Annotated in this window: 16 protein-coding genes and 2 pseudogenes; 6 read left to right on the top strand and 12 right to left on the bottom strand. The window is 40.0% G+C overall.

The features are described 5' to 3' along the window. Window positions 1–45: 45 nt before the first annotated feature. The 6 genes from C3F22_RS12080 to C3F22_RS12105 all read right to left on the bottom strand — a co-directional run bounded on the left by C3F22_RS12080 (window position 46) and on the right by C3F22_RS12105 (window position 6697). A complete protein-coding gene (locus C3F22_RS12080) occupies window positions 46–873 on the bottom strand; it encodes a hypothetical protein (RefSeq protein WP_005232178.1) in 828 nt (275 codons plus the stop codon). A 95-nt stretch (window positions 874–968) separates the two neighbouring features. Continuing rightward, window positions 969–2558 carry a peptide chain release factor 3 gene (locus C3F22_RS12085; RefSeq protein WP_004782060.1) on the bottom strand — a complete coding sequence of 530 codons (1590 nt, stop codon included), beginning with the start codon at window positions 2556–2558 and terminating at the stop codon, window positions 969–971. A gap of 158 nt (window positions 2559–2716) precedes the next feature. Next, a complete protein-coding gene (locus C3F22_RS12090; protein ID WP_005232180.1) occupies window positions 2717–3721 on the bottom strand; it encodes a Fic family protein in 1005 nt (334 codons plus the stop codon). Window positions 3722–3728: 7 nt separating this feature from the next. Continuing rightward, window positions 3729–5228 carry a DUF6035 family protein gene (locus C3F22_RS12095; protein WP_026444247.1) on the bottom strand — a complete coding sequence of 500 codons (1500 nt, stop codon included), beginning with the start codon at window positions 5226–5228 and terminating at the stop codon, window positions 3729–3731. Between the two features lie 48 nt (window positions 5229–5276). Next, window positions 5277–5687 (bottom strand): hypothetical protein, encoded by a 411-nt coding sequence (locus C3F22_RS12100; protein WP_228203546.1) that lies wholly within the window; start codon window positions 5685–5687, stop codon window positions 5277–5279. A gap of 77 nt (window positions 5688–5764) precedes the next feature. After that, window positions 5765–6697: an IS5 family transposase gene (locus C3F22_RS12105; protein ID WP_004811110.1), complete on the bottom strand. Its 933-nt coding sequence runs from the start codon at window positions 6695–6697 to the stop codon at window positions 5765–5767. Between the two features lie 256 nt (window positions 6698–6953). Here C3F22_RS12105 and C3F22_RS12115 point away from each other — a divergent pair, with 256 nt between their 5' ends. The 4 genes from C3F22_RS12115 to C3F22_RS12130 all read left to right on the top strand — a co-directional run bounded on the left by C3F22_RS12115 (window position 6954) and on the right by C3F22_RS12130 (window position 8763). Beyond that, window positions 6954–7448, top strand: coding sequence for a diguanylate cyclase (locus tag C3F22_RS12115; protein ID WP_265735220.1), 495 nt, complete (start codon window positions 6954–6956; stop codon window positions 7446–7448). 327 nt (window positions 7449–7775) lie between these two features. After that, on the top strand, window positions 7776–7985 hold the full coding sequence (locus tag C3F22_RS18595) for a hypothetical protein (protein WP_228203547.1): 210 nt from the start codon (window positions 7776–7778) through the stop codon (window positions 7983–7985). Continuing rightward, window positions 7982–8362, top strand: a complete 381-nt coding sequence (locus C3F22_RS12125; protein WP_104426622.1) for a hypothetical protein — start codon at window positions 7982–7984, stop codon at window positions 8360–8362. The genes C3F22_RS18595 and C3F22_RS12125 overlap by 4 nt, the downstream gene beginning before the upstream one ends. Window positions 8363–8394: 32 nt before the next feature. Continuing rightward, window positions 8395–8763 carry a glyoxalase superfamily protein gene (locus C3F22_RS12130; protein ID WP_104426623.1) on the top strand — a complete coding sequence of 123 codons (369 nt, stop codon included), beginning with the start codon at window positions 8395–8397 and terminating at the stop codon, window positions 8761–8763. Between the two features lie 63 nt (window positions 8764–8826). On the opposite strand, the gene C3F22_RS12135 is transcribed toward C3F22_RS12130, so the two are convergent. Next, a protein-coding gene (locus C3F22_RS12135) for an IS3 family transposase (RefSeq protein WP_227554019.1) occupies window positions 8827–9959 on the bottom strand; the annotation gives its coding sequence in 2 pieces (ribosomal slippage) (window positions 8827–9707 and window positions 9707–9959; 1134 coding nt in all). A gap of 210 nt (window positions 9960–10169) precedes the next feature. Between C3F22_RS12135 and C3F22_RS12140 the strand changes: the two are divergent. After that, window positions 10170–10307: pseudogene (locus C3F22_RS12140) on the top strand (IS256 family transposase); the annotation flags it as partial. A gap of 72 nt (window positions 10308–10379) precedes the next feature. Here the strand turns inward: C3F22_RS12140 and C3F22_RS12145 are convergent. Further along, window positions 10380–11261 (bottom strand): hypothetical protein, encoded by an 882-nt coding sequence (locus C3F22_RS12145; RefSeq protein ID WP_104426624.1) that lies wholly within the window; start codon window positions 11259–11261, stop codon window positions 10380–10382. A 214-nt stretch (window positions 11262–11475) separates the two neighbouring features. Here C3F22_RS12145 and C3F22_RS12150 point away from each other — a divergent pair, with 214 nt between their 5' ends. Continuing rightward, a complete protein-coding gene (locus C3F22_RS12150) occupies window positions 11476–11697 on the top strand; it encodes a hypothetical protein (protein ID WP_005232189.1) in 222 nt (73 codons plus the stop codon). Here C3F22_RS12150 and C3F22_RS12155 read toward each other — a convergent pair. From C3F22_RS12155 to C3F22_RS12165, 4 genes and pseudogenes are all read right to left on the bottom strand, one after another. Next, complete coding sequence (locus tag C3F22_RS12155; protein WP_104426625.1) at window positions 11690–12889, bottom strand: tyrosine-type recombinase/integrase; 1200 nt, start codon at window positions 12887–12889, stop codon at window positions 11690–11692. The genes C3F22_RS12150 and C3F22_RS12155 overlap by 8 nt on opposite strands. 219 nt (window positions 12890–13108) lie before the next feature. Then, window positions 13109–13180 (bottom strand): annotated as a pseudogene (locus C3F22_RS18840) (hypothetical protein); the annotation flags it as partial. A 288-nt stretch (window positions 13181–13468) separates the two neighbouring features. Further along, on the bottom strand, window positions 13469–15526 hold the full coding sequence (locus C3F22_RS12160) for an EAL domain-containing protein (RefSeq protein WP_104426626.1): 2058 nt from the start codon (window positions 15524–15526) through the stop codon (window positions 13469–13471). Window positions 15527–15953: 427 nt separating this feature from the next. After that, on the bottom strand, window positions 15954–18143 hold the full coding sequence (locus C3F22_RS12165; RefSeq protein ID WP_005232197.1) for a carboxy terminal-processing peptidase: 2190 nt from the start codon (window positions 18141–18143) through the stop codon (window positions 15954–15956). Between the last annotated feature and the right edge of the window lie 148 nt (window positions 18144–18291).

Consider the following 18291-nt stretch of genomic DNA (forward strand, 5'->3'; position numbering starts at 1 on the left):
TAACCTTTGTTCAACATCATTATTTATCCTTGCAGGACCTACCTGTTAGAACATATTCTGATAAATATCCACTTTCAAGACTTGTTGTGTTTGTTCTTTGGTTAAATAGATGTCCAGTTGTTTGGCATCTTTGCTAATTTCCTGACTACGATAATGTAAGCCAATTCCTTCCTGATCGAAGAACCAGTCCGCCTGCCCCCAGTACAGTTTTTTTGGTGCTTTCTGCTGGACTTCTGCATTATTGTCCTTTAACCATTTTTGGTAAGCCTGCTGCACAATCTGATCCATCTGCAATTGCTGCTCAGGATTGATAATATCTAGCGGACTGAGTATTTTTTGCTGCACACGGTCAGCCACAAAGAAATAATAGCGTTCATTGACGCGGATATTTTCCTGAGTGCTGTCTACCCCAATTTGCATTAACACAAATTGATTGCGCTGATAAGGAATACGGGTATACAGCGATAACTCATAGGCTTTATTCAGTTTGAGCTGGGCTTGCCAGGCATCTGATTTTTTTACATACGCATTAACCGCCTGCTGCAGACTCATATCCTGCTTTAGGCCAATCTGATCCTGAATGACTTTTGCTTGCTGCTTTTCAATAGACTGGTTTAGCCAGGAATCAGCTGTCTTTAAGGTTTGAATATCCAGATTAATACAGTTTTTAGTTTCACAAAATGGCAAAGCAATATCGGCCGATTTCTCCTGGATATTCAGATAAGGCAAAACTTTGGCTTTTTCTTCAGGGGTGACTGCTGCAGATTTTTTCTGTTCCGTCACTGGCTGTTCTTTTTCATTTTTATCACATGCACCAAGTAACAAACTGCAGCCAATGACTGAACCGAGCAGGATTTCCTTACTAAACTTCATGATTTTTTAGAGATATAAGTAATGAGTCGTCTAAATGTAGCACAAAATAAAACAGCTTCCGGAGAAGCTGTTTAACATTTTCCAAGCCTGAAGGCTTAGTGTTCGCGTGTGTTACGGAATACGATATCCGGATAACGTTCCTGCATCAGCTGTAAGTTCACTCGGCTTGGTGCAAGATAAGTCAAATGACCACCACCATCAACAGATAACTGGTCATGGGCTTTTTTCTTGAATTCATTAAATTTCTTCTCATCTTCGCAAGATACCCAACGTACTGTATTGATGCTCACCGGCTCATAAATACAGTCCACCTTGTACTCTTCTTTCAGACGATACGCCACCACTTCGAACTGCAGCACACCCACAGCACCAACAATCAGGTCATTGCTGTTTTGTGGCATGAAGACCTGAGTTGCACCTTCTTCAGACAGCTCTTTCAGACCTTTTTGCAGCTGTTTTGACTTCAACGGATCTTTCAGACGGACACGGCGGAACATTTCCGGTGCAAAGTGCGGAATACCGGTAAATTGCAGTTTTTCACCTGAAGTGAAAGTATCACCGATCTGGATGGTACCGTGGTTATGCAGACCGATAATATCACCCGGCCATGCTTCTTCCAGATGCTGACGGTCACCAGCCAGGAAGGTCAAGGCATCGCTAATGCGGATATCTTTATCGATACGCACATGCTTCATTTTCATGCCTTTTTCATACTTACCTGAACAGATTCGCATGAAAGCGATACGGTCACGGTGTTTCGGGTCCATATTGGCCTGAATCTTGAAGATAAAGCCTGTAAAACCTTCTTCATCTGCCTCTACTTTACGGTCTTGAGTTGGATGCGCTTTGGGAGGCGGTGCATATTCGCTAAATGTATCCAGAACATGGTCGACACCGAAGTTACCTAAAGCTGTACCGAACAGCACTGGAGTTTGACGGCCTGCCAGGAATTCTTCACGATCTAATGGCTCATTGGCCATTTGTACCAGTTCCAATGATTCTTCAAATGCCGCCCAAGCCAGCTCACCGACTTTTTCACGTAAATCAGCGTGGTCATAGCCATCACGAACTTCGATATCAGTAATCACTGAACCAAAACCGGCTTTATAGACATAGAACTTTTCTTCGAGCAGATTATAGACACCAGCGAAGTCACGTCCTGTACCGAGTGGCCAGGTAATCGGGACACATTTAATTTTCAGGACATTTTCGATCTCATCCAGCAGCTCTAAAGGCTCACGGATTTCACGGTCCATTTTGTTGACGAAAGAAATGATAGGAGTGTCACGCATACGACACACTTCCATCAATTTGATGGTACGTTCCTCGACACCTTTTGCACCGTCAATCACCATCAGCGCTGAGTCTACCGCAGTGAGGGTACGGTAAGTATCTTCCGAGAAATCTTCATGCCCCGGGGTATCCAGCAGGTTAATCATCTTGTCCTTGAACGGGAACTGCATGACGGACGTGGTGATCGAAATCCCACGCTCTTTTTCCATTTCCATCCAGTCAGAAGTGGCTGCACGATCCGATTTACGGCTTTTCACCATACCTGCAACCTGAATGGCCTGACCCCATAACAGCAGTTTTTCTGTCATGGTGGTTTTACCGGCATCGGGGTGGGAAATAATAGCAAAGGTTCTACGAGCCTTTACCTCTCTAGCTAATTGATCTTTAAACATGAGAAAAATCTACAATATGTACACAGTTATGTACACATTTCTAAATATGTACTAAAACTGAAAAAGTGGGAATTCAAAATTGGCGTAATTGTAGCAGATTTGAATAGGATTTTACTGATTGCGGATATGTCTTGATTTATCCACAATTGAAAGTATTGTTATCTTTTTAATCTATATCTTTGCTTCGGACTTTTCGGCTTATCAGGAATGGTGCGTTTAATCAGACCAGCTTCTATTGCAGGATTTAAGTAATTCCTTTGGAATGTTGCTCGATGAGTTAATCCAACCAATTGCATCAATTCAGCTAAAGTATAATCTTCTTGCTTCATTGCCGAAAGTAAACGCTGAACTTGGTCGCTCACTTGTACGTTAACTTGAGCGGTAACATGATCGCTATCTTGAGCGGTATCAGTTGAACTAAGAATGGCATCTAAAATCATGTGTAAGATGAATTCTATAAACGGGGCTGAATCAGTACGATCTGTACTTGCTTGCAACGCTTCGTAATAAGCTTTTTGATTTTGGTAAATCAAGCTTTCAACTGGAATATTGGCAAAGATTGGATTCCATCTACTTAAAATCAATGTCTGCCACAACCTCCCCATTCGACCATTACCATCTGCGAATGGATGAATAAACTCAAACTCATAATGGAATACTGAACTTTGAATCAGTGGATGTATATCGCTGTCATTCAACCAATTAAGTAAATCAGCCATCAAACGGTTAATCTGATTCGCAGGTGGAGCCATATGCACTACTCGATCACCTGACATTACACCGACACCACCATGACGATACTGACCGACTTCATCAATTAAGCCTGTCATTAAAATTTGGTGCGCTTGTAATAGGTCTTTTTCTTGGCTTGGTTGCCACTGCTGAAATGCTTCATAGGCTTTAATGGCATTACGTACTTCCTGAACTTCTTTCGGAGGTGCAATCACAGTCTTACCATTTAGAATCGCCGTGATTTGTTCTGTACTTAACGTATTCCCCTCTATTGCAAGAGAACCTTGAATAGTACGGATACGATTGGCTTTTCTGAGTTTTAAGCTGTCCTGAATTTCCTCTAAAACAGTCAAACGCCCTATATTTTCACTGATCTGAGCAATCAGATGAATGATTTTTGAGGTGATGGTATAAGGCGGTTGGTATTTCATAATAGACCTACTTTGGTAAATTTATTTTTGAATGAAGTTCACAGCTTTCACCCCAAGCAATTAAGCGTCCTTCAAACTCAGGAACTAAAAATTCAATAAATTGATTTAAATCATGTTTATAAATTTTAAACTCTTCTGGCTGTTGAACATATTTTTTATAACGCTCTTTCCATTTACCCGAACTATCTCTCTCGTTTAATAAATCGGGTTTGCCTGTTACTTTTAAAGTAAGCATCAAATGCTTAATGTAAGCTGGATGATGTTCCATCAAGTTATGAGCTACACTCACCATATCATTAATATTGTTACCTACAACGTAACCAAATTTTGCACTTAAAATTGAGTTGACCACTGTTTTATAGGGTGCATGTAAAATGTATTTAGGTGTACTAATACCCATTAGCTCAAGCTCTTTACGGATGGAAAACCACTGAAAGTTGAATTGACTATCGGTAAGGTAATGAGTTTTTATCCATAGTTTAGTAAACTCGACCAATAATTCAGATTTAGTTTTTGATGGAACTTTTGTATCAAGATCAACCTGTTCTAGTGATTCGATATATTTCTGAACTTTTAGTTTATCTTTTTGATTCTTACTCTCTTGTAAATAACTATGACGTAAGCCTAATTTTTGCTTTAGCTTTTGATATTCAGCTTCATAATCAAAAAAGTATATTTGCTTTGTAGCTTCGTTCTGGACTAAGTTTTGGAATTCGACGAACTCAGTATTCCACTGATTAATGATTTGATTATTCTTTATTTCAGGCTTTAAATAATGACACTCTAAAGTAAAAACTTTTGTTTTAATTGATTGAGCGACTGTAGAATCATTCACTACAAAGGCATTTGCATTATTGTTGTAGTAAATATCTTGCATTGACTGCTTCTTCGCTTTTTCTGTTGGTTCAAAATGATTAAAAATCCACAGTAAGCAAGCATTGTTATCTTGATAAAAAATCTTACGATCAATAATCACATTCAAAAAAGTTGTAGAAAGTTGTCCTTCAAAAACAACTAATTGCTTTTTATATAATGAAGATACATCTGGTCTACGCCATTGCTTTAGATCAATACTTTTACGAACTTGCTCAATATGAATATCACTAAAAGCTTCATCTACTTGAAGGCTTTTATATATGTTCTCTTTCAGCAATTTATGTTGTTGAGTTTCTTTCGCAATTTGATACTTTAGAGCAGTTTTTTCTTGCTCTGATAACTGTTTGATATGCTTTACAGGACATTGGAAGTTTGGATTATTTTCCAACTCAGGAATATGTTTAAAAAAAAATGTTGCCGAGGAATTGATCTCCATGTGATCTGTACGTCTGGCAAGGGTCACTGGGGATTGGCACCAAGCGCAAGTAAAATGAGGCTTGTTTTTATCCCGTTTATATCGCTCCCTTATTTGACTACGCCATTGAGTCAGCTCCATTTCAGACTGTTGAAAGAATACATTCACATCAATCCACATATTTTGATCTTTATCAACAATATGAACCAACTTCATGTATCCCCTCAACTTGCTTATCAAGCCAACATTAATATTGCCTTTAATCTAACCTTTACTAGCCTTTTTACCAATAACATTTTTAATAATTTCAACGACTTTTTCACTTTCAAATTGAGTTTTAAAAACAACGTCTACATCATCTCTGACATTTTGAAATAAAAGTTCTGCATGTTTAATTTTACGCTGCTCTTCTTCGGATAAGGTGTAGTTTGCCTTATCTTTCGTTTCAATCAACAAATTCAAAGTTTTCTTTCCACTTTCATACTCAACAATATAGGCAAAGTCTGGAGAATAGCTTCCACCACCTGCTATAGGAATACGAATTGAGTTTTTAGGAATCTTTGTGAATACAGATACTTCAGAAACTTTTTCACAGATATTTTCTTTTTCAAGAGGTGAATCATAAAAGAGTTCATTGAATAAATAATTATCTGCAATATTTAAAGCCTCAGTCATTCGACCTAAATTGGCACTTTCTATCGGCTTTGTTGCATAAAGATTTTAAAGATAGAGCTTTCCTAAGTTGTTTAAATTTAAGTGACAACTTGGGTGTGAGGTCGGCCGAGCTCCGTAAACTTATTTAAGATGGCCACACGTGCATGAATCTCGTTGACTTGGCTATCAAAATTCCGAGCACTGAGCTTATCGCCTAATAATTTGATGCAGTGCATCTTGGTTTCTACCAGACTTCGCTGATGGTAGCCCGACCATTTTTTCCATAGTGTCCTGCCTAAACGTTTAACAGTGCGAAGTAATTCATTTCGCTCTAGCGAATGAACTTTTGTATCTTTCCAAGGCTTCGCATTTTTTCTGGGTGGAATAATCGCATGGGCATTTCGATCTGTGATCAACTGGCGACACCGCTTTGTGTCATAAGCACCATCGGTATAAACGGAGTCAATATGCTCATCTTGAGGAATCTGATCGAGTAAATCACCAAGTACTTGTGAATCACTGACATTATTTGTCGTAAGCTGAACGGCACGTATTTGCAGTGTTTCAGCATCTATACCAATATGCAGTTTACGCCATTGCCGACGGTATTCAGGCTGATGCTTCTTACGCTTCCATTCGCCTTCACCTAAAAATTTTAAACCCGTAGAGTCGACGAGTAGATGTAACCCATCACGACTTTTCTGGTAGTTAATTTGAATATCAATATACTTTTGTCTTCTACAAAGCGTCGTGAAGTCTGGTGCTGTCCAATCTAATCCGCAAAGTTTAATTAAGCTTTGAACAAAACCAGTAACCATGCGTAAAGTGAGTCTAAATAGAGATTTGATCATCAAACAGCATTGAATCGCTATGTCGGAGTAGGTTTGACTTCGACCTTGTTTGCCTTGAGGTTCTGCATACCATTGTGTTTTTGGATCGAACCAAATGGCAATATTCCCACGATTAATGAGAGCTCGGTTATATGCGGGCCAATTGGTTGTGCGGTAGATTTTGTGTGTAGGCTTCTTCATTTGGAAATTATATTGCCGAAGGAGTCCTTAAGAACAGCTTTGTGCAACAAAGCCCAATCGCAAAAAAAATGGAGAGCCCTTTTGGAACGAGCTAAGCCTCTCACCTGTTTTTGATGAAAACCATGCTGTTACTCACTTTATCGGAATTCAAAAAGATGTAACTGAACGTGTCCGTCACGAGCAACATATCGAGCGTCAGAATCAACTTCTCATAGAGAAAAATAAACAACTTGAAGAACTTATTGTTCGTGACCCACTGACACAGCTACACAACAGACGGTATTTTGAAGAGCATCTGAATCGCTCATGGTCAGTGCATGAAAGATTAAAAGCAAAAATTGCCGTCGCGTTTATTGACATCGACTGTTTCAAACTTTATAACGATCATTATGGCCATCTTGAAGGTGATACAGCATTGAGATTAGTTGCACAAAAAATTAGCAGCTTTTTCTCCCGTGATTCCGACATTGTTGCGCGTTATGGCGGAGAAGAATTTGTAATTGTATCATCTTTACAAAACGACGCGCCGCCATTTATTGAACGGGCTGAAAAAATGCGCCAAGCTATTTATGATTTGGCAATTAAACATGAGAAATCAAAAGTTTCAGAGTGTGTAACAGTTAGTCTTGGTGTTTGCACAGGCGTTCCTCCAGCACGCTCGACTCCATCTTTGTTTACTAGAAAAGCCGATGCCGCTATGTATCAGGCCAAACATCTTGGTGGCAACAATACAGTTCATACTGAGTTTTAGATGTCATCTAACAAGGCGTTGCACCGGAACTGGCTTCGCCAGTCCGGTGAACTTGAGCGTTAGGTTGCCATGAAGTTTCTTGTCGTCATCGTTATAGCAATCCTCGCCGGATGCTCACGTTATGACTCGCCATCGCCCTGCTCGCCTCCTTCCAAAAGCGAGACCGCTTTCCAATCGGCTACAAACGTCCTGGCCGAGCCATTGCCAGGGAGAAAGGTGAAGATCTCGGTCACTGCAAGGGACGAGAGTCTGTACATCGTCAACTGCAATGAACATGTCGTTGTTTCGTTGCGTGCGGTCGGCGCGCCGCACATTTCTTGGGGCGGCGTGTCGAATGGTTGCTTATCCCAAAGCATCATCATTCCAGCCAAAGCGACACTTAGCTTTGTCGTGGAACTTAGTGATGGCTCTCCGGAATTAGACACGACCGTGCGGTACACAGCACTGGTCGGAGGAGTCCATCAAAGCGCTGACATCCGCTCACCACAAGTTCCCGTAGAGCGCATGACCAGCAATTCTTTCAAGATCATTCCATGAGTGGCAACCTAACTCAGGCGTTAGGCAGCATGACGAACATCCTCGATACTCTTTACAAAATCTGCCTGCACCCCAGACCAGATGACGAGCTCATTAACCGATTTTCGAAAGTGATCGATGTCTATTCAATTGCAGAAAAATCAGAACTTGTTGACTCTCTTGCCAGGTTTATCGCGGAAAAATTCTTATCTGGTGAAGGGTCGTTCGAAGAAACAGACGTGGCTATAAACAATCTTGCTGGCTATGCAATCTGCAACAACCGAATCCCCGAGTTTATGTTGGGGGTGTACATGGCGTTTGATGATGCTGAACTTCGATCAGACGGTCAACAGCGCTTACCTTCCAATCTCCGCCATGCGCTAGGGCCTGCTGCCTAACTCAGGTGTTATGCAACCAAAGGAAACAAAAAATGGCATTTACCAGAATAGCCCCTCTTATAAGAATATTTGATGAAAACAAAGCCAAAGAATTTTATGTTGAATTTTTGGGGTTCAATATCGACTTTGAACATCGGGACTCCGATGACGCGCCTCTTTACATGCAGGTATCAAAAGGACAATGTATTTTGCTGCTAACAGAACACCATGGGGAATGTAGTCCGGGCTGTGCCATCAACATTGAAACAGATGAGCTAGAATCTTACTGCAAGGAACTAAATCAAAAGAATTATAAGTTTGCCAAGCCAGGCATCCAAGATATGCCTTGGGGCAGCAAGAATATGTCCATCGCCGATCCATTCGGTAACAATATTACTTTCACGAATGCCATCAGTACCTAACAAGAGGTGGTCCCACTTGTTTGAACAACTAAAAGCTTATTTATAAGTGATATTCTGCTCTAGTTAAGCTACCTTATTTTGTTGTGGTAGCTGGTCATAGTAAAACTCATCTGGAGTCATTTTGTCCAGACTCGAATGAGGTCGTTTCAAATTATAAAATTCAAAATATGCACTCAATTGCTTTTTCGCATCGGTGACACTGCTATAAGCTTTGAGATACACCTCTTCATATTTAACGCTTCTCCATAACCGTTCAACCATCACATTATCAATCCATCGACCTTTACCATCCATACTGATTTGAATGCCATTTGATTTCAATACATCAATAAATGCATCACTGGTGAACTGACTGCCCTGGTCTGTATTAAATATTTCAGGTGATCCATATTTTTCAATCGCTTCATTTAAAGCCGAAATACAAAAATCCACCTCCATACTAATCGATACCCTATGCGCAAGTACCTTGCGGCTATGCCAATCAATCACAGCACATAAATAAACAAAGCCTTTTGCCATAGGGATATACGTTATATCCGTACACCACACTTGATTACTGCGCTGAATAGCCAATCCTTTGAGCAGATATGGATATTTACGGTGAGCTTGATTGGCCTGACTTAGATTTGGTTTACGATATAACGCATTAATGCCCATTTTCTTCATTAAAGTACGTGTATGACGTCGTCCTATATGATGTCCTTGACGATTCAATAAATCACGCATCATACGGCTACCTGCAAAAGGGTATTGCATATGTAACTCATCCATACAGCGCATCAGCTTCAGATCTGATTCACTCACAGGTTTTGGGCGATAGTAATAACAACCACGGGAGACTTTCAGCAGCTTAGCTTGCTTAGATACTGAAATCTGAAGTGAGTCATCGATTAACTTTTGTGGTTGAAGCGGCCCAGTTTCTTCAACACACCTTCTAAAAAATCAATTTCTAATGCCTGCTCACCGATTTTTGCATGTAGTTTTTTTAGATCGATGGGTGGTTCTGTTGGAGCTTTTGATTGATCGAAAGCTTGCGAGGAAGCTGAAATCAGTTGATTTTTCCAGTCAATAATTTGGTTTTGATGAACATCAAATTCAGCACTCAATTCAGCAAGTGTTTTTTCTGCTTTAATCGCAGCAAGTGCTACCTTAGCTTTAAAGTCATTTGAATGATTTCTTCTTGGTCTACGTGTCATAAAATACTCCATATATTGATGTTTATAACATCATTTGGGGAGCAAAATATCACTTATAAGTGTTGTTCAAATTTCCTGATCCACCTCTAACATTCGTCCCCAAAAAAAGCACCCCTTCCACTCCATTAGTACGCCACCTGAGTTAGTCGAACTCAGGTTAAATTAAGGCTTACAGGATGAATTCAGAAGGTGTGTTCAGCGGACGCTTACGATGATTCCGTGAAAAAGGTGGTATATTTAGCAATTATGGCAGCAAGCAAAAAATGGACGATGCCTATTCAGAATTGGAAAGCTGCCATGAATCGCTTTAGTATCATGTTTGAAGAGCGTGTAACCAAGTATTTTTAAAACTGTATTTACACAGAATTATTTACACCCTCTTAAGTGGTCTAATTAACAGAACCACATTAAAACCAACTTTTAGAACAAGATTTCTTTCAATATATCGGGCTGAGTTTGGAGCTCATGAATGATGGTTTCAGCAATGTATCCACCACTGTAAGGCATCTTATACCCAAACTTTTCCATCTCTTTAGAAGGATATTTTGCTTTCAGTATCTGATTAAGATTATTAAGTTCGAGCTGTAATTTTTCTATTTTTTTCGCAATTGATGCTGGCTTTCTTCGCACGCCATCAGACTGAGCTTTAGCGTACAACTGCTTACTCTCCTGTTCTAATTCACTGAGCATTTTTTGCTTAAGCACAAGTTCAGACTGAAGCCACTCAATATCGTAAACCTCAAAAGCTTTGACCAGATCATCAAGCACAAAATGAACAGCTTGATTTAGATTCTTCCATTTACCATGACGTGCCACTTGTTCCCTTAAAATACGATATATAATTTCACGTCTTGGGTATAACTGCTTGTCGTAACGAGCTTTGACTGCAATGATTGCCTTTGCACTTTTGGCAAGTGTACTGTTCTGAATAAACTCCACCCCACCAAGCATTTGCACATAAGCAATTAAAATATCTGAATAATGCCTTTGGAAAATTTTGGCAGGCAAGTTATTCACCTCAGGTCTTAATGTATTTATCTGCATTAAAAGCTGTGCAATCTGGAATGGCTTGAAAGGGATTGAAACCACATCCCCCATCATTTCTAAATGAAAAGCTGACTGCTCACTCAATGGAAAATCATTCTGCTGCATTCTTTTTATGATTTTTTCTTTTTGATCAATATATGATTGATTCTCCGTTTCTATTAATTCATTATCCAATTCACACTGATAGTAGTAACAAAAGTTTAACCATATATCCTGCTCAAACTGCTCTAACCTTGATAATTTTTTATCAATCATAATTTATTAAAATACAGATAATTGCATAGCATAATACTACTATATTTCCAGATATGCGTACTGCTCTATTTTAAACATTTTCTAAATTTTATAGTTACCCCATCAATGAACTGATCTAATAGTTTTAACATTATAGGTTGATTTCCAGCCAATATTTAAGGTTAAAAAATTAGTTCTTTTTTCTAATTGCGATAATCACAAAAGGATCAAAGATATGGGCTACTTAACATCTAAAGAAATTCGCCACAAACTCAAAAATTGCTCTGCATCGACTTTATGGCGTTACCAACAACCTAATCAAAAAATGTTCGAGCAACCAATGCCTCAACCTATTAAGAAATGCGCTGGCTCTACTAGCCTTTGGGATGAAGAAACGTTTAACGAATGGCTAATCAAATATTTCAATAACAACCAAATGAGTAATCTGTCTATCTAGACAGATTACTTAATTTTTTCCACCATTTTTTATAAGCCTTCGACATCTCTTTTTGATAATCATAATAGTCATATGTCCCCTGTTCCCCAGGCATCACATGACCAACCATCAGTTCCGCAACATCCCTACTTGTAAACGCACTGAAATTTGTCCTTGCTGTACGCCGCAAATCATGCATAGACCAATGATCCATTTCAATTTTATAATTCTTCCTTGCAAATTGCATGAAGTTATAAGGGGTATCTGTTGGCCCACTACGCCCCATTGGCTCTTTGCCATTTTCATGTGGGAAAATGTATTCAGAATTACTCAAATCCATTGCAGACTGAAGCCACGGTTTGATCTCATCAATAATAGGTCGAACAATGTCACCTTTACTTTCTCCTGTCTTATGATTTTCATACGGTACTGTCCATGTATTTTTACTAAAATCAAAATCTGATTTCCGTGCAAGCCTCAACTCACTATATCGATTACCATAAAACAAACATAACTTGAGAAATAAAACATTCCTTAATGATGTTCTAGACTCATCACAAATTTTAAAAATTAAAGACAACTCATCATCTTGTAATACTCGAACAGTTTTATTTTTCTTAATATTTAAGTCACGCTTTCCAGTGATATGTCTTATGGGATTTCGCTCAATTAATTTTCGATTAATCCCCCAATCCAAACACTGCTTTGTATTCGTAAGAATGCGATCAGTTATCGATGGCGACTGTTTAAATTGCTCTTCTAGTAAATCTAACCACATATGTAATGTAATTTGCTCAGCAGGTATGCTACCTAACTTTGGGAAAACATAAAGTTCAAATGATCTCAAATATTGATCTGCATTTTTTTTGTTTGGAATACTATATTTCGTATGCCACTCACGAAATAACGCTTCAAAAGTTACAGCCTCTGTGATCTTGTGAAGTTCTACTTTTTTATGAATACGTGGGTCATGTCCCTTTTCTAAAATTGCTTTCATTTTCTGCAATTCAATACGAGCTTCTTTAAGGCTCATATTTGGATAGGTTCCCAAGTCTAAACGAGCTTGCTTATCGTTATATCGAAAACGCATCTGGAAAGTGAGCTTTCCTTTTTGAGAAACACGAACGCTCAATCCATCTTGATCAGGCTCCGTATGTATTGCTGAACGTTCACGATCTAGATTCTTCTTAAGCCACGTATCTGTTAAAGGCATTTTACTCCACCTGTGTACATATTTTTTTCAAATAGAAAATTCTAGAAAATATGTACACACATATGTACACAAACATACTGACTAGACTTGAAATCTATTGAACGGGGTTGAAAGACATATCAGACAAAGAATAACAATATTTTTATATTTTTACAGTACTTACAATGGTTTTATTATTATATTTGAAATAGGTTAAATGGGCTTGAAATGGTGTCAAATATTTGGGTGGGAAATAATGGCGAATGTACGTCGCTGAGCGACCTGCGCCGCTAACTCATCTTTAAAACTCATGGAAAATACCTACTGCAGAACCGCAGTGCTCAAGATCAAATACGATCAATATGAAAAAATTGACGATATTGTAGCAGATTTCTAGAGCCAATAAGCAGCCCTATAAACTGGAGAAATCGTAGTTTCCCATTCTCTTTTCCGGTTGAACTGATATTTTTTTGACTCGTTTATTTAGCAGATTGAATTCACTACTCAATCTAAAAATTATAAATCGATAACCACATAAATTTTATAATTTACAATTGATTAGTTTAATAAAAAAAAATTCTAAATAGTGATTTAATGAATTTAAGAAACAAAGGTCCTAGCTTCAAGTTGCTCAACATCCATCGGTTTACCCAGCAGATAGCCCTGCATCTGCTGACAGCCCAAACGGGTCAAAATTTCCGCTTGCTGCACAGTTTCAATTCCTTCAGCCGTTACTTTCAGGCCGAGTTTAATGGCCAGCTGAATAATACTTTCCAGAATCATTTCTTCCTTGGAACCTGCACTCAGACCCTGAATAAATTCCTTGTCAATTTTTAACTCATCGACAGGCAGGTTTTTTAAATACAGAAAGCTGGAATGCCCAGTACCAAAATCATCAATCGCTAGCTGGATGCCCATTTGACGCAACTGCTGCAAAGCCCGGATACTCGAATCAATATGATGCATGGCAGTCGATTCAGTAATCTCAATCATCAAATGTTGAGGATCAATTTTATATTGATTCAGAAGTTGCTCCAGCGTACTGATCAGATGCTTATGCTCAAACTGAATTGCAGATAAATTGACTCCGATCGGGAAAAAATCAGCATGATCAGCTTCCCAAAGCTGAATCTGTTTACAGGCCTGCTCCAAAGCCCAGTAGCCCATCGGAATAATCAGACCGGTTTTTTCTGCTCCGGGAATAAACATGTTCGGACCCAACAAACCATGCAATGGGTGCTTCCAGCGGATTAGCGCTTCTACACCACAGATCTGCTCATCATGGGTAAATTTTGGCTGATAAACCAAGATAAATTGCTGCTCTTCTACTGCTTTATACAGATCATTGATCAGTTTGCTCTGGCTTTTGCTTTCATGCTGATCGGTCGAGAAATTAAAAACAGAATAGGTATTCCGTCCCTGATACTTGGAAGTCAACATGGCAGCATCTGCATTGATCAGCAGATCCTGCAGATTCTGACCATGCTTCGGATACATGGTGATCCCGATACTGCCCGAGATATTAATGGTCTTGCCACTGATCTGGAAACTTTCCTGAATCAGTTCCAGAATCTTTTCTGATATTTTCGAGGCCTGTTCTACTGAAGTATTTTCTAGCACCAGCAGAAATTCATCACCACCGATGCACAGCAGTTTGGAATCATCTCCCAGAATTTGATGAATACGATAAGCCAGCTGAATCAGTAGCTGGTCTCCAACGTGATGGCCAAATACATCATTCACGGCTTTAAAGCGATCTAGGTCAATGTATAGAAAAGCGATTTCATGCTGGGCATCTTGCTGCCGGTCAGAAAATAGCAATTGTGCATATTTGACCAGATATAATCGGTTTGGCAGTTTGGTGAGATTATCCTGAATCGCCTGATTCGCCAGCTCTTTATTGGCCAGCATCAGCTGACGGTTACGTGATTCAAAGCGTAACTCCAGCATGGCTACACCAAATGCAGTCACCAGTACCAGACAACTAATCAGGATGACTGAAAATAACAAGTCATAATGGGAATGACTGATCTGGCTCAATGGATGGGCATCTTCATAAAAACTGAGTGCCGCCATACCCGTATAATGCATCCCGACAATGGTCAACGTAAGCATACTCGCGACCACGAGCTTCATCCGGATCGTACTTTGTACTGCCTGTCGATATTTGAATGCCACCCAGAAGCTGAGTCCCGCTCCACTCGTTGCAATCAGGATCGAACAGATCATTAATAAAGGGTGATAGGTAGTCACATGATTTTTAACATTCAGGCCCAGCATCCCCACATAGTACATTCCTGACATGCCTAGCCCCATCAGAACAGCACCTAGAATCAGACGGGCACAAGGCAAGGTTTTACGGGTGGTGAGCCAGATGGCAAAGGTTGCTCCTACAAACCCAATCATATAAGAACTTAAGGTGAGTGCAGTATCGATATCATAAGCATCAGGAAAATGAGCTGCCGTCATGCCGACATAATGCATTCCCCAGATCGCCAGTCCCAGCAAGCCACCGCTAAACAGTAAAATAAGGGTTTTCAACCTTAGCGACACATTACGAAATAGAATCTGCTCAAGCGTAAGCGTCAAATAGCAGGCAATAAATGCCACAGCCATCGATCCAATAAGCAGACTGACATCATGATGAGCATGAATCATATAAAATGTTCCATCTGGGCGATCATTTTTATTTTATTGCGCAGCTGTATTCGCACGATTCCCCGCTAAATTTACGCCCTATAAAAAATAAAATACTCTTTTCAGAGTTCATCCCGGCTGCTTCAAACTTGAAGCTATATACAAAATTTATTGCAATATTTTTATCTCTTCAGTAGCTGGAGTGGAGTTTAAAATTGCCCTGAATCGATAAAATAAAAAATTCAGCTTATATATTAGAAGTCTTTGAGATTTTATCAATTGATTAACTTTAATATTCCAGCTTTTTTATTCGACATAAATCACAAATTTTTCTTTTTTATTTAGTTACATAGCACTTTATATTTAATTGATATTGCATTTTATTTGCACAAAAAAACAGCCTATCGAGATAGGCTGTTTTTAGAAATCATATTATTTTATGTGAAAGTTACTGTTTAGACTGTGCTTGAGCATAGTCAGCCAAGACATGCGCGGCTTCCAGTACAAAAGCTTCTTCTTCCGGTAATGCTGGACGCTCTTTGGCTTTCATTTTTGCTCGAGCTTCAACCATGGCATCCAGAGAAGCCTGATAACTTTCCCAGTTCGGATAAGGTTTCAGGCCGGTTGCAGCACGGCGGGCATTTTCAGCTTCTAAAGCTTTACGCTCGATATCCAGCAACTCAGCTTTACGCTGTTCCAGATCCAGAACTACACGTTTTTGGTCTTCGACTTTTTTCATGGCCGCTGTACGCTGTTCCAGATACTTGAATTGAGGGTTCTGAGCGACACGCTGTTGAGATAACTTGGCCAGTTCCGGTACATATTTCTGTACCACACCTTCACGTTTAAATGGTGCAGTTGGAATCGTATCCCACTCTAGGGCATTTTTAGCCTTACGTTCACCAAATTCTTCGTTATAGATATCGACCAGTTTGATATCCGGAATCACGCCCTTATTTTGGGTACTACCACCGGTCACACGGTAGAATTTACGCTGAGTCAGCGTTGCTTGACCATGCGCCAAGCTATCCAGCTGAACCTGTGCAGTTCCTTTACCTGTTGTGGTACTACCAATCACGATGCCGCGTTCATAATCCTGAATTGCTGCTGAATAAATTTCACTTGCAGATGCAGAAGCCAGGTTCACCATTACTGCCAATGGGCCAGCATAGGTTTGTGCGCCGCCATCATCATCTTCAAAGACGCTGACATTACCGTTACCATCACGAATCTGAACTACAGGACCCGATTTGATGACCTGTCCCAGCATGCGTGCCACTTCTTCAAGTGAACCACCCGGGTTATTGCGTAAGTCCACAATAATACCGGCAACATTCTTCGCAGCCAGTTCTTTCAAAGCTTTATTGGTATCTTCTGATACTGAACGATAGTCGGTACCCGCACGACGGGCACGATAGTTCAGATAGAAAGATGGAATTTCAATCACACCGTACTGATATTTTTTACCATCACGCTGGATTTCAACGGTACGGGTTCTAACCCCGGCATCTTCTTCCTGAATCACATCACGTACAAGACTGACATTACGCGCCTGTCCCATGGTCGCACCCGGGCCTAATAACTTCAGCGTTACTTTGGTGCCGCGCTTACCACGAATCAGGCCAACAATTTCATTGCTCGGCCAGCCGATTACATCGACCATCTGTTCGCCGTCTTGAGCAACGCCAACAATACGGTCACCTGATTTTACCTGTCCTGATTTGCTGGCAGGCCCACCTTCTACAATGGTTTCAATCTTGGTGTAATCTTCATTACCACGTTCCGGACGAATCGACACCCCAATCCCTTCCAGCTGCAATGTAGTCTGACGGTTCAGCTCCATCGCATCTACAGGCGGGAAATAATTACTGTGCGGATCATAAGTCAGCATCATCGCGTTGAGGGTTTTGTCCAGTACATCATCGCTCTTGATCCGGCTAAGACGTTCTAACTGACGGGTATAACGCTTAGTCAGAGTTTGAGCAGGTGTTAAATCTTCCGGCCCAGTCAGATCCTGGCCATTTGCCAGTTCTGGATTGGCTTTGAGTGCATTCTGCTTAGCTTGCTCTTCTTCCTTACTGATCGTCAGGTTAATCAGCTGAGAAAGCAGCATTTTTGACCAGTGAGCACGTTGTTCAGCCTGAGTTTTAAAGAATGGCGCTTTTTCGCGATCCGTTTCGATATATACATTCTTCTGATTCAGGTTTTGCGGTTTTTTCAGTTCTTCCAGCATAAAGGTATAGAACTGGGCTAAACGCTCACGATACTGTGCATGAATTTCATAAGGGCCAGACAAATTACCAGCTTTCAGATTGGCACCGAAAGTAGCGCCATAGCGTTTTTTATAATCTTCTATTTCAGATGCCAGAAAAAGACTGTGATCTGCATCCAGACTGTCAATATAAAAATCAAAGATACGCTGTGAAGTCTGAGCATCCAGACGCATATTCAAATAATGTTGGCGATCAACGAGAGTTGCCAGTTGTCGGGATACCAATGCCTGTTCTTGAGAAGGTTGAAGCACTGCTTTGCTGACTACTTCTTTACCATCAGCTGCAATTGCATCATTCACCACATGGGTAAAAAATAATCCGCCTGTCGCAATCGCAACTGCACAAGCTATTGTTTGAAATTTCATAAATAATTCGTACTTCCTTGGCCTCAAGACCAATTTGACCGTGTTGCTTTTCGAGCAGAACTTAAAGTATTCAGCATCTTAAACAACTTAATATGTTTATGTCGTGTAGTTTTATCATATTCTGTGCTGACAAAGTGTAGCAAATCAT

The sequence above is a fragment of the Acinetobacter sp. ACNIH1 genome, from assembly GCF_002934695.1.
Lineage (GTDB): Bacteria > Pseudomonadota > Gammaproteobacteria > Pseudomonadales > Moraxellaceae > Acinetobacter > Acinetobacter variabilis.

Bases quoted from the DNA above. Each gene is read 5' to 3' on its own strand.
- C3F22_RS12080 (WP_005232178.1), bottom strand. From the start codon at position 873: ATGAAGTTTAGTAAGGAAATCCTGCTCGGTTCAGTCATTGGCTGCAGT.
- C3F22_RS12085 (WP_004782060.1), bottom strand. From the start codon at position 2,558: ATGTTTAAAGATCAATTAGCTAGAGAGGTAAAGGCTCGTAGAACCTTT.
- C3F22_RS12090 (WP_005232180.1), bottom strand. From the start codon at position 3,721: ATGAAATACCAACCGCCTTATACCATCACCTCAAAAATCATTCATCTG.
- C3F22_RS12095 (WP_026444247.1), bottom strand. From the start codon at position 5,228: ATGAAGTTGGTTCATATTGTTGATAAAGATCAAAATATGTGGATTGAT.
- C3F22_RS12100 (WP_228203546.1), bottom strand. From the start codon at position 5,687: ATGACTGAGGCTTTAAATATTGCAGATAATTATTTATTCAATGAACTC.
- C3F22_RS12105 (WP_004811110.1), bottom strand. From the start codon at position 6,697: ATGAAGAAGCCTACACACAAAATCTACCGCACAACCAATTGGCCCGCA.
- C3F22_RS12125 (WP_104426622.1), top strand. From the start codon at position 7,982: ATGAGTGGCAACCTAACTCAGGCGTTAGGCAGCATGACGAACATCCTC.
- C3F22_RS12130 (WP_104426623.1), top strand. From the start codon at position 8,395: ATGGCATTTACCAGAATAGCCCCTCTTATAAGAATATTTGATGAAAAC.
- C3F22_RS12145 (WP_104426624.1), bottom strand. From the start codon at position 11,261: ATGATTGATAAAAAATTATCAAGGTTAGAGCAGTTTGAGCAGGATATA.
- C3F22_RS12150 (WP_005232189.1), top strand. From the start codon at position 11,476: ATGGGCTACTTAACATCTAAAGAAATTCGCCACAAACTCAAAAATTGC.
- C3F22_RS12155 (WP_104426625.1), bottom strand. From the start codon at position 12,889: ATGCCTTTAACAGATACGTGGCTTAAGAAGAATCTAGATCGTGAACGT.
- C3F22_RS12160 (WP_104426626.1), bottom strand. From the start codon at position 15,526: ATGATTCATGCTCATCATGATGTCAGTCTGCTTATTGGATCGATGGCT.
- C3F22_RS12165 (WP_005232197.1), bottom strand. From the start codon at position 18,143: ATGAAATTTCAAACAATAGCTTGTGCAGTTGCGATTGCGACAGGCGGA.